This is a genomic window from Oliverpabstia sp. (assembly GCF_022785585.1).
GTDB classification, from domain to species: Bacteria; Bacillota; Clostridia; order Lachnospirales; family Lachnospiraceae; genus Oliverpabstia; species Oliverpabstia intestinalis.
In genome coordinates this window covers 1-11,645 of the sequence record NZ_JALFPR010000041.1, presented here as the reverse complement: position 1 = coordinate 11,645, position 11,645 = coordinate 1, and the positions used below count along the sequence as shown (strand labels likewise).

Genomic DNA, 11,645 nt, shown 5'->3' with positions numbered 1-11,645 from the left:
GGGCGATCTTATCCGGGAGGGATGTTCTGGGGATTATGCCTACGGGGGCGGGGAAGTCGATTTGTTATCAGGTTCCGGCGTTGCTTTTGCCGGGGATTACGGTTGTGATTTCTCCGTTGATTTCCTTGATGAAGGATCAGGTGCGGGCGTTGAATGAGGCCGGGATTCATGCGGCGTATATTAACAGTTCGCTTACGGAAGGTCAGATTTATAAGGCGATGGAATATGCGGTGCAGGGGCGGTATAAGATTATTTATGTGGCACCGGAACGGTTGTTGACGCCGCTGTTTCTTGATTTTGCACAGAGGGTGCAGATCAGTATGGTGACGGTGGATGAGGCACACTGTATTTCCCAGTGGGGACAGGATTTCCGGCCGAGTTATCTGAATATTGTGGAGTTTGTGAATCAGCTGGCGGTGCGGCCGGTGATGAGTGCGTTTACGGCGACGGCAACGGAGCAGGTGCGGGACGATATTTTGTGTGTGTTGGGGCTTCGGAGTCCGAAGGTGCTGGTGACGGGGTTTGACCGGGCGAATCTTTATTTTGAGGTGCGGACAGGGAATAAGAAGGCGGAGTTGCTGGATTATGTGAAGGAACACCGGATGGAGAGCGGGATTGTTTACTGTGCGACCAGAAAGAACGTGGAAGAGGTATGCACGATGTTACAGATGGAAGATATACCGGCGACCAGATATCATGCGGGGCTTTCTGCGGAAGAGAGAAAGCGCAATCAGGATCTTTTTATTTTTGATGAAAAGCCGGTGATGGTGGCGACGAATGCATTTGGTATGGGGATCGATAAGTCAAATGTCCGGTATGTGGTACATTATAATATGCCGCAGAGCATGGAAAATTACTATCAGGAAGCGGGACGAGCCGGGCGTGACGGGGAGCGGGCAGAATGTATCCTGCTGTATTCCCCACAGGATGTCCGGATCAATCAGTTTTTGTTAGAGGAAAAGGATCTGCGGGAGGATATGGACAGGGAAGAGGCGGAAGCAGTCCGGGAGCGGGATGCACAGCGTCTGCGGATGATGACGTTTTACAGCACGACAAAGGACTGTCTGCGTGGTTTTATCCTGAAATATTTCGGTGAGAAAGGTCCGAGGCGGTGCGAAAACTGTTCGAACTGCCTCCATGAGTATGTGGAGGAGGATGTGACGGAGATTTGCCGGGATATTATGGAATGTATCACGGAACTGCCGAGAAATTACGGTGCAGGAACGATCGCCGCGGTTCTCCGGGGAAGTCAGAATGCGAAAGTAAAATCGTATGGGCTGGAAGCTGTGGAAAGTTATGGAAAACAGAAACAGATTACCGAGCCGCGCCTGAAGGAGATCATCGGGGAACTTCTGGCACAGGGGTATCTGTGGGCGACACCGGACAAATATGCGCTGATTCATCTGGAAGAAAAGGGCGAGGATTTTCTGGAGGAGGATGAGAAGATCGTGATGAAATTCTCAAAACCAAAGGAGAAAAAGACGAAAACGGATGGCAGCGGGAAAAAGATCCGGAAACGCGCCGGGCTTACGGAAGATCTGGATGCTGCCTCCTGGCAGTTATTTGAGCGGCTGCGTCAGCTTCGCCTTACGATCGCCGGAGAACAGAAAGTGCCGCCGTATATCGTATTCAGTGATAAAACGTTGATTGATATGTGCGTGAAAAAACCCACCGACCGGGCTTCCATGCTGGAGGTGTCCGGCGTGGGTGAGGCGAAGTATGAGAAATATGGGGAACGGTTCTTAGAGGAACTAGAGCGTGTCTGAAAAATCGTAACTGTTCAGTACCTTCACAGTTACGAGCCAAAATGCATTTAAACGATAAAAACACGCTTTGCGAGTTTTTATCGTTATCGCGGCACTCCTCAAGGTTTCGTGCAAGCACGGACTTTGACTCGTTGCTCGCGTAAATCACCTTTGGTGATGGCATTTTGGCTTGTATGTCTCGGGATTTTGACATATTCATGTCAAAACACCTCGCGGGACAGTGGCTACTGAATAGTTACGAAAAATCATAAAATACCAGTTGCCTGTCAGATAAGAGAATTAAAAATCTGGCACGACAACTGGTATTATTGCATTTACTTGCGTTCTTGCGTCTTCAACGGAAGCGTCACAGTGATCAGCAGAGAGTGTTCATCCTGCGTGGTTGCTGTGATTTTTCCTTTATGGGTATTGACCACGGCAGCGGCAATGGAGAGTCCGAGACCGTAGCCACCGGTCCGGGAACTTCTTGACTTATCTGTCCGGTAAAAACGGTCGAACAGGTGTGGCAGCTGTTCACGGTCGATGGAGTCGGCGGTGTTGTATACAGAAAGTTTCACGTTGTTTCCTGCTTTTTCAAGACGAAGGGAAATCTCGCCTTCCGGAGTGGAGTATTTCATCGCGTTATCTAACAGGATCGATACCAGCCGTGTGAGTGATTTTTCGTCTCCGTACAGGGAGATCATCGGCTGGATCGAAGTTTCAAAAGTCTTGTTCTGTGTGCGGGCAAGTGACTGAAAAGACTGTATCGTTTCTTCTACCATATCCGAGAATGGGAAATCGATCATTTGCAGCCGGGTGCGTTCCTCTTCCATCCGGGAGAGTGTAATCAGGTTATTGGTCAGGGAAGTCAGGTGTTTTGTCTGCTCCTGAATATCTGCCAGCCATTCATTCTGTCCATAATCCATCTCTAAAATCTCCGCATCTGCATTGATGATGGTCAGCGGGGTTTTCAACTCATGTCCGGCATCGGTGATAAACTGTTTCTGTTTTTTGTGATTTTCGATAAACGGTTTGATGATGTAACCGGACAGCAGAAACATCAAAAGCAAAACCAGAAGCATACCGATCAGACATACACTTACACTGGTAAAGACCAGTGTGTGGAAGGACGAAAGCGTTCGCTGACAGTCCAGAAAGATCACACGGGTACCGCTGTCTGAGGTGACGGTGGTATATCGGTAGCTGTGGAGAAATCCTTTTGTTTTTTCGCTCTTAAAAATAGAGGTTGCATATGCAGCAGCCGTATCTTCATCAACGGCGGCGATCATGCCGGTATCGGTGGACAGGACAGAAGCATCGTTGCTGTCGAGCAGGACAGAGAAATATCGGGATTCGAAGGGAAGCTCCGGGGAGTCTTTCGGGTTCCCGGAGGGTTGTTTTGACTCCGGGAGGTCGGACGGTTTTCCACTCTTCCCACTGTTTTTGAGATTGCCGGGGTCTGTATCTGCGGACGGATCGGAGTTCGCCGACGAATCGGATGCCGAAGAAGCAGAACCGGCATCCTGGCTGGATGGATCCGGTTGAGAGGGATCCTTTGCGTCAGGCAATTTACCTGCGTGATCTGGTTCGTCATTTTTCGGTTCCGGAAACGTCCCATCGTTATCCGCCAGAATAGACAACGTATGATCGGCATCTGAGACCATTTTACGATAGTTCAGGAGCCCGACAAATCCAAAGATACAAAAAAGAACAATACAGAGCGATACCATAGACACCGCGATCAGTTTTTTCCGTAATTTTCGAATCATGCTTTTTCCTCCAGAAAGTACCCGGCGTTACGGACAGCTTTGATCTGGATCGTAGCACCGAGGGCATCCAGTTTTTTGCGAAGATAAGAAATATACACCCACACCACATGGATCTCCACATCACTGTCATATCCCCAGATTTTTTCCAGGAACCGTTGCGTCGGGATCAGGTGAGTGGGATTGGAAATTAACAGTTCCATCATCTGAAATTCGCGGTTTGCCAGCTTAAAGGAACCGGAAGCCGAGGACAGCTCGTAAGTCGCGCAGTCCAGGGTGATATTGCCATAGGTGATCTGGGAACTGGTACCGATGTTCTGGATCCGGGTGATGGCGCGGATCCGGGCGAGGAGTTCTTTTGCATCGAACGGTTTGGTCAGATAGTCGTTGGCGCCGCTGTCAAGCCCCAGGACTTTATCATCAATCTCCGGTCTTGCGGACAGGATCAGCACAGGGGTTGTGTTACCCCGGGCACGAAGAGTCTTTAAGACGGTGATGCCGTCCATCTTCGGCATCATCACATCGAGGATCAGCCCGTCGTAATTGGTGGCTTCCAGATATTCAAGGGCGGCTTCTCCGTCATAGACCGTATCCACAGAATAATTATTCCGGGTCAGAATGGCAGCCAGAGCCCGGGACAGGGATTTTTCATCTTCTGCTATCAGTAATCGCATAAAACATACACCTCAGGTTATGGATAACATATATTTTTCTGAACTCAGTATGGCAAAAAAGGAGAAAAATCAAATGAAAATACTGTGTGCAGGGTCAGAGAAATTCTGTAGCTGCTGTGAATGGAGTGACCGCAACATCCTGTAACAACAGGTTGACCATACAGAAAGAATACATTATACTTGCAGATAGAGGAAAAAGGAAGGAACGACACTTATGAATTATATTGTCTTTGATCTGGAGTGGAATCAGTGTCCTTACGGAAAAGGCCAGGAAAATGAAAGAATTCCCTTTGAGATTATTGAGATCGGAGCAGTAAAACTGAACAGTGAGCGACAGATCATAGACCAGTATCAGGTACTGATACAGCCGCGGGTGTATAAGAAACTTCATCACCGTACCAGAGAGATCATCCAGATGGATATGAAACTGTTGGAACGGGAAGGGATTCCTTTTTACCGTGCTGTCAAAGAATTCTTGAAATGGTGCGGTGAGGATGCCCTTTTTTGCAGCTGGGGCAATTCCGATCTGCTGGAACTGCAGCGAAACATGAAATACTACGGCATCCTGCAGCTTTTAAAAGGACCGATCCGTTATCTGGATGTGCAAAAATTGTTCAGTATCGACCGGGAGGACGGAGACAGCAGAAGGTCTCTGGAATATGCCGTGGATGTACTGGAGATAGAAAAACAGCAGGAATTTCACCGGGCACTGGCGGATTCCTGGTATACGGCAAAGGTTTTGATGCGGCTCCGAAGCGAGATTGTGGACACGTTTTATTCTATTGACTGCTATCAGAATCCGAAACGAAAGGAAGAAGAGATCAAAGTCTTTTATCCGGGGTATGAAAAATTTATTTCCCGGGAATTTGACTCCAAAGAAGAAGCCATGGCGGATAAGGAGATCACCAGCAGCCGCTGTCATCTGTGCAGAAAAAATATCCGCAAAAAGATCCGGTGGTTTGCGGCGGGGCAGAAGAATTATTACTGCCTGGCGTACTGTCCGGTACATGGCTGGATGAAGGGCAAGATCCGGATGAAGAAGACGGAGCAGGGCAGAGTATTTGCGGTAAAGACCATGAAATATACCACGGAAGAGGAAGCCATTGAGATACGGACCAAAAAAGAAGAAATCAAAAGAAAAAGACGGGCCCGTAAGAAAGGAGAAAAATAATATGTTGGTACAGGGAATTCATCATGTATGTATCCGATGCGAAAAACCGGAGATCGAAAAAGTAAAAGAATTTTATCAGGGAGTGCTGGGTATGCCTGTGATCCGTTCCTGGGGAGAACCGGAACTGGCAGGTTTCATGTTTGATACAGGCGCAGGACTTGTGGAAGTATTTACCGATGCCGAGGGACAGCTGCCCCAGGGAAGCATCCGGCATTTTGCATTGAAGACGGATGATGTGGACGGATGCGTGAAGGCAGTCCGTGAGGCAGGATATCCGATCACCGTAGAGCCAAAAGACATCGTGATTCCGTCCCAACCGGAATTTCCGGTTCGTGTGGCTTTCTGCAATGGACCGGTGGGAGAAGAAATTGAATTCTTCCAGGAAAAATAAAACATCCGCTGATGGACAGAGCGGTACTCTACATGAAACTCTATACTTTCGCTATACCGTTTATGAACTGTACGATCGCGGAAATTATTTACTTTAAATAATATTAAAAAATTCTCGGACAAACCTGAAGAGGAACATCTGTCCGGGAATTTTTTATTTAAATTTCATTTAGTGAAGAATAAATAATGCCTGCCCTGTCATTGTGCATCTTGTGGTGTATGTTTCTGAGTGGTGAGAGTAGAAAAGAATCCATCTGTGAAATTGCCATAAAAACCTCGACAATTTAACTGTATGATGTTATAATAATACAACCGTTTAAAGCGTTGAAGCGAGAAAGTAAAGAAAGAAGTAGAAAGTATGAAAATCGTAGTATGTATGAAACAGGTACCGGCCAGTTCCAAAGTAGATATTGATCCGGAAACCGGTGCCATGAAGAGAATGTCCGGGGAGACCAGGACCAATCCTTACGATCTGTTCGCGCTGGAGACAGCCCTTCAGATCCGTGAAAAAGTGGGAGGAACCGTAACGGTACTGACGATGGGACCGCCGCAGGCAGAGGAAATGATGCGCGATGCTTATACGATGGGTGCTGACGATGCGGTGATACTCTCTGACAGAAAATTTGCAGGAGCCGATGTGCTTGCCACCTCTTATGCGCTGGCACAGGGGATCCAGGTGATCGGCGGCGCGGACCTGATCATCTGCGGAAGACAGACAACCGATGGCGATACCGCACAGGTAGGACCGGCGATCGCAGAACATCTGACGATTCCGCATGCTGCATGGGTGGCAGAGATCGTGGATGTGAATGAGAAAGCCATTCAGGTCCGTCAGGATCTGGTCAGTGTATCTCAGATATCCGAGATACCGTATCCGTGTCTTCTGACAATCGACAAAGATACCTGTGTACCGCGTCTGCCGTCCTATCTGCTAAAAAAAGCAACCGCAGACCGTCCGATCCGTATCCTGAGCTTTGAGAATATGCCGGATCAGGATCTGAGCCGATATGGTCTGGTAGGATCTCCTACCTCTGTAGAGCGTATGTTTGCACCACCGGAAGGAGAAAAACAGGTCTATCTGGAAGGCAGTGCGAAAGAAAAAGCAGAGGAACTTTTTTCCATCTTAACCGGAAAGAAGATCATATAGGAGGAACAGATACATATGGAATTTATGAAATTTGATGCAGACAAATGTAGTCTCTGCGGAATCTGCGTGGAAAAATGTCCTTTTGGTGCGCTGACCATAGAGGGAGCGGGAATCGTAGTCAGCGAAAGCTGCCGTATGTGTGGTCTCTGTGTGAGAAACTGTCCGGAGAAGGCCATACAGTTTGAGCAGAAAGCAAAAGCATTTAACAAAGATGACTGGAAAAACTTCCTGATCTATGTGGAACAGGAGCGTGGCGAGATCCATCCGGTGACCTACGAACTTGTGGGAGAAGCCAGAAAGATGGCAGGAAAAGTCGGTTACGAAGTCAACTGTGTGATCGTAGGCGGCGAAGGAACGAAGGAAAATGCCGAGAAGCTACTTCCTTATGGTGTGGACCATGTGTATGTATATGAAGATCCGGGATTTGAAGGATTTCGGGCAGACTGCTATGCAGATGCAGTGGCAGACTGTATCGCGGCAAATAAACCGAGTTCTGTACTGATCGGAGCAACCGCACTGGGACGTTCCCTGGCACCGCGGCTCTCGACCCGTTTCCATACCGGTCTGACCGCAGACTGTACCACACTGGATATCAAACCAAATACCGATATGATCCAGGTACGTCCTGCATTTGGCGGCAATATCATGGCACAGATCGGAATCACAAAGTCCAGACCACAGTTTGCGACGGTGAGATATAAAGTCATGGATAAAGCTGAAGTGGTAGCGAACCCGCACGGCGAAGTGGTTGTCTGTCCGGTCAATGAAAAGATGGCAGAATCGAGAATCAAGATCCTTTCTTCTGAGGTGATCGATAAAGTCAAGAGCCTGGAAGAAGAGGATGTGCTGGTGGTAGCAGGCCGTGGCGTACGAAATGAAAAAGATGTGGAAATGTGCCGGGAACTGGCAGAAGCCCTTGGCGGTCAGCTGGCCTTTACCCGTCCGATGGTGGAAAACGGATTTGGCGATACGGCGCATCAGATCGGTCTGTCCGGCCGTACCGTGCGGCCGAAACTGATCATCACCTGCGGGGTGTCCGGAGCGATCCAGTTCACCTCCTGTATGAACGGATCGGAATGTATCGTAGCGATCAACACAGATCCACAGGCACAGATCTTCGGTGTGGCAGATTACTGTATCGTAGATGATTTATACCAGGTTGTCCCGGAACTGACAGCATTGGCAAAAAAACAGAAGGAGGACTAAGTCATGGCATACCCTTATAAGAAAATGACTTCCCAGGATTGTGACTATATCCGTTCTGTCACCGCGCCTGACCGTGTATGGGTGGGAGCGGAGATCGCCAGCGAATATTATCGGGATGAGATGCCGGAGTACGGCGTGTATCAGCCGGATCTGTACGTGGAAGTTGTGAACAAAGAAGAAGTATCAGCCATTATGGCATATGCGTATAAAGAAAATATCCCGGTGGTCTGCCGTGGAGCGGGAACCGGCCTGGCAGGAGGAGCTACCTGCAAATACGGCGGTATCATGTTATCTGTCATGCGGATGAACAAGATTTTCCCGATTGACCGGAAGAATCAGACGATCACTGCCCAGCCGGGTGCACTGTTGATTGATATTCAGGCGGCAGCCGCAGCAGGCGGACTGTTCTACCCGCCGGATCCGGGGGAAAAGACTGCATCCATTGGCGGTAATGTTATTACAAATGCCGGCGGTATGAAAGCGGTCCGTTACGGACTGACGAGAGATTTTGTCCGCTGTATCGAGGCAGTTATGCCGGACGGATCGATCATGAATTTTTCATCCAATGTTGTGAAAAATACGACCGGATATGATGTGAAAGACCTGATCATCGGTTCCGAGGGAACCCTTTGTATCCTGACGGAAGTGACATTAAAACTGCTTCCGGCACCGACCTGCACCTGTACGCTGGTTATGCCGTTTAAGAGCCTTGAAGAGTGTGCGGACATGGTTCCGAAGGTACTGGAACTGCCATTTGTACCGACTGCGATAGAATTCCTTGAGCGAGAATTGATAGACATTGTAGAGCGGAACCTGAACAAAATGTTTCCGGTGAAAGAGGGTGAGGCAGTTCTGATCGTAATGTACGATGCTTCGAGTAAGCAGGAACTTGACAGTGCTGTGGAAGCCGCTGCAGAGGCAGCACTGGCAAACGGAGCTCTGGACTGTGCGATCGCCGGAACACCGGAACGTGCCGGAGCGGTATGGAGTGTGCGCGGCGGTATCCTGGAAGGCATGAAAGCGGATTCTGTGGCACAGGAAGAGTGTGATGTGGTTGTCCCGAGAGCAAGAATCGCAGAGTATGTAAAGGCAGCGAAAAAGATCGCAAGTGCCCATGGCATCCGTGTAGAGCCCTGTGGTCACTGTGGAGACGGAAACATCCACACCGAGATGCTTCGAGGACCGGAGATGAGTGATGAAGAGTGGAAGGCAGCAACCCACGCCAGTCTGACAGAACTGTACGCACTGTCCAAAGAACTGGGTGGACAGTTATCCGGAGAGCATGGTATCGGAAACGGCCGTCTGGAATTCCTGGAAGAGTTCGTGGGACCGCGGATGATCCAGCTGTACAAATCCATCAAGCTGGCGTTTGATGATAAACTGATCCTCAATCCGGGTAAGGTGATCGAGTTTAATAAATAATCAGAAATATTCCGACAATAAAGGAAATCGGGGGAAAGAAAATATGAGTGAGAAAAAATCATTACTGGTCGATAAAAGTAAGATGCCTCTGGCGATGGGACTTGCGTTCGTGGCATTTACCACACAGTTTGGCGGAGGATTCGCATCCGGCGCACAGATCTATCAGTACTTTATTAATTACGGTATCTGGTGTCTGATCCTGCCACTGGTCACACAGGGCTTATATGCACTGTTTTTCTGGTATGGCATGCGTTATGCATACAAACACAAAACATACGACTACAGAAGTTTTTCAGACAGCATGTATGGTAAGACTCGCCACGTGATGTCCAACCTGTATGAGATCTGTTACCTGATCATGATCGGTACCGCATCCGCTGCAGCATTTGCAACCGGAGGTTCTACCTTACAGACACTGTTTGGCATCCCATATTGGGTATGTACACTGATCATCGCAGCATTTATCTTCTTCATTGCTCTGTATGGAACCAATGTAGTAAGAAAATGTGCTTCTACTCTGAGTGTGCTGATCATCATCGGTCTGGTACTGGTACTGGTTCCGAATATCATCGCACAGTGGGGTGATATCACAGCCTCCATCGGGCGCATGACTTCCGGAGAGATGCCGGTGATCTCGTCTGAGACCGGTGCATTCGGCCCGGCACTGTGGTCCGCAGTCCTGTATTTCTTCTTCCAGCTGGCATCGGTATCTGTTATGTACCAGCATATGGAAGATGTTACCGATGTAAAGCAGATCAACAAAGCAGCCATCTGGATGTTCATCTGCAACTTCCTGGCCATGGAACTTTCCATCTTCGGTCTGCTGGCCATCGCCTACGTGGCAGAGCTGGCCACCGCATCCGTTCCGATGCTGGTTCTGGTGCAAAATGGCGTAGGTTCCGGTATCCTGACCCCGATCATCTCGATCCTGATCATCCTCGGCGCTATCTCCACAGCCGTAAACATGATCTCCGGTATTGTAACCCGTTGCGTTAACGCGATGGAACGCCGCATGGACAGCAAAGAGAAAAAAGCAAAAGGCCATCTGGCAAGAAATGCAGTCTTCACTGCAATCTTTACCTTCCTGGCTTTCGCAATCGCACAGTTCGGTCTGATGACAGTTGTCAAGAAAGGATATGCTTACCTTGGTTATGCAGCACTGATCACACTGTTTATCCCGTTTGTGGTACATGCGATCGGAACGAAAGGGAAAGAGATTTAATCGGAGTGTAAAATACGAAAAAAGAGATTTGTCGTTCTATGATAGATAGATAAAGGAAAACATACCGAATGCAATGATTTCAAAGATCCTTGGCGTAAATCAGGTAACGATAGAAAAATAGATTGCAGAAGAAAAGTGGATAAGAAATAATTATTGGTATACGATGCAAAGAAACAGGCAGATATGATTTTATGAATTCATATCTGCCTGTTTCTTTATTTTACGTTTTTCTTTCTGGCTGTTTTTTTCTTCTTACGTTTCTTCTTTTTCTTCATCGCAAGCACAATCTCCATAATGATGATCAGAAACAACACACCGCCCAGTGCAAAGTAATACCAGGGGACAGCTGTAAAGACAGAGGTGACAAAAGAAGTAATCACCGTGCCCACAGGAGCGACAAATGCGAGTACTTTCTGGAAAATACCGGAAGCTGTTTCTTTTGCAGAATTTCCGAGATCAGATGCAGCAGCGCTGCCGGACTTTTTGCAGATGTTTGTGGGTTCACTGTGTAACAGTGCCTGGATCGCAGTGTCCGGGATGGATTCGTAGCCTACCGGATACTGGTTGTATGTATAGCTGCGGCAGAGGGTTCCGTCTCCCGGGTTGCAGGTGGTCTCTACGGAGGACAGATCCATGCCGGCCGGCAGCGTTACCGTGCAGGTCGGGCGGAGATTTGCAACTGTCTCGGGCTGTCCGAAGTACAGCGATGGGTACAGCATCTTTGCATCTGCCCAGGTTTTCCGGTTGAAGATGGAATAATTCTGGAAATTATTGAATCCGTAATCGAGAAGGGAAGCCGTATCCGTATAAATCTGTCTTCCGTTGGTTCGAAGCGATACACATACAAGCTGTCGGCCATTCCGCTCTGCGTAAGTGACCAGTGTGTTTAAGGCCGCCTGGGT

General features: G+C 48.5%; 9 protein-coding genes and 1 pseudogene. 7 read left to right on the top strand and 3 right to left on the bottom strand.

Annotated features, from left to right (window positions below; genetic code table 11):
* A partial coding sequence (gene recQ / locus MSA64_RS02320) for a DNA helicase RecQ (RefSeq protein WP_287890364.1) occupies positions 1–1,766 on the top strand: 1,766 nt, incomplete at its 5' end.
* Between the two features lie 314 nt (positions 1,767–2,080).
* Here the strand turns inward: recQ and MSA64_RS02315 are convergent.
* Positions 2,081–3,514 carry a sensor histidine kinase gene (locus tag MSA64_RS02315; RefSeq protein ID WP_287890363.1) on the bottom strand — a complete coding sequence of 478 codons (1,434 nt, stop codon included), beginning with the start codon at positions 3,512–3,514 and terminating at the stop codon, positions 2,081–2,083.
* Positions 3,511–4,185 (bottom strand): response regulator transcription factor, encoded by a 675-nt coding sequence (locus MSA64_RS02310; protein ID WP_287890361.1) that lies wholly within the window; start codon positions 4,183–4,185, stop codon positions 3,511–3,513. The genes MSA64_RS02315 and MSA64_RS02310 overlap by 4 nt, the downstream gene beginning before the upstream one ends.
* A gap of 214 nt (positions 4,186–4,399) precedes the next feature.
* On the opposite strand from MSA64_RS02310, the gene MSA64_RS02305 reads away from it, so the two are divergent.
* The 6 genes from MSA64_RS02305 to MSA64_RS02280 all read left to right on the top strand — a co-directional run bounded on the left by MSA64_RS02305 (position 4,400) and on the right by MSA64_RS02280 (position 10,743).
* Complete coding sequence (locus MSA64_RS02305; RefSeq protein WP_287890360.1) at positions 4,400–5,356, top strand: 3'-5' exonuclease; 957 nt, start codon at positions 4,400–4,402, stop codon at positions 5,354–5,356.
* Between the two features lies 1 nt (position 5,357).
* A complete protein-coding gene (locus MSA64_RS02300; RefSeq protein WP_227750463.1) occupies positions 5,358–5,747 on the top strand; it encodes a VOC family protein in 390 nt (129 codons plus the stop codon).
* 357 nt (positions 5,748–6,104) lie between these two features.
* Entirely contained in the window at positions 6,105–6,893 is a 789-nt protein-coding gene (locus tag MSA64_RS02295; RefSeq protein ID WP_118576480.1) for an electron transfer flavoprotein subunit beta/FixA family protein, read from the top strand.
* Between the two features lie 15 nt (positions 6,894–6,908).
* On the top strand, positions 6,909–8,099 hold the full coding sequence (locus tag MSA64_RS02290; protein WP_117525180.1) for an FAD-binding protein: 1,191 nt from the start codon (positions 6,909–6,911) through the stop codon (positions 8,097–8,099).
* A 3-nt stretch (positions 8,100–8,102) separates the two neighbouring features.
* Positions 8,103–9,521, top strand: coding sequence for an FAD-binding oxidoreductase (locus MSA64_RS02285; protein WP_154431496.1), 1,419 nt, complete (start codon positions 8,103–8,105; stop codon positions 9,519–9,521).
* A gap of 43 nt (positions 9,522–9,564) precedes the next feature.
* Complete coding sequence (locus MSA64_RS02280; protein WP_154431495.1) at positions 9,565–10,743, top strand: YkvI family membrane protein; 1,179 nt, start codon at positions 9,565–9,567, stop codon at positions 10,741–10,743.
* Positions 10,744–10,958: 215 nt separating this feature from the next.
* On the opposite strand, the pseudogene MSA64_RS02275 reads toward MSA64_RS02280, so the two are convergent.
* Positions 10,959–11,645: pseudogene (locus MSA64_RS02275) on the bottom strand (hypothetical protein); the annotation flags it as partial.

Bases quoted from the DNA above. Each gene is read 5' to 3' on its own strand.
- MSA64_RS02300 (WP_227750463.1), top strand. From the start codon at position 5,358: ATGTTGGTACAGGGAATTCATCATGTATGTATCCGATGCGAAAAACCG.
- MSA64_RS02305 (WP_287890360.1), top strand. From the start codon at position 4,400: ATGAATTATATTGTCTTTGATCTGGAGTGGAATCAGTGTCCTTACGGA.
- MSA64_RS02290 (WP_117525180.1), top strand. From the start codon at position 6,909: ATGGAATTTATGAAATTTGATGCAGACAAATGTAGTCTCTGCGGAATC.
- MSA64_RS02295 (WP_118576480.1), top strand. From the start codon at position 6,105: ATGAAAATCGTAGTATGTATGAAACAGGTACCGGCCAGTTCCAAAGTA.
- MSA64_RS02315 (WP_287890363.1), bottom strand. From the start codon at position 3,514: ATGATTCGAAAATTACGGAAAAAACTGATCGCGGTGTCTATGGTATCG.
- MSA64_RS02285 (WP_154431496.1), top strand. From the start codon at position 8,103: ATGGCATACCCTTATAAGAAAATGACTTCCCAGGATTGTGACTATATC.
- MSA64_RS02280 (WP_154431495.1), top strand. From the start codon at position 9,565: ATGAGTGAGAAAAAATCATTACTGGTCGATAAAAGTAAGATGCCTCTG.
- MSA64_RS02310 (WP_287890361.1), bottom strand. From the start codon at position 4,185: ATGCGATTACTGATAGCAGAAGATGAAAAATCCCTGTCCCGGGCTCTG.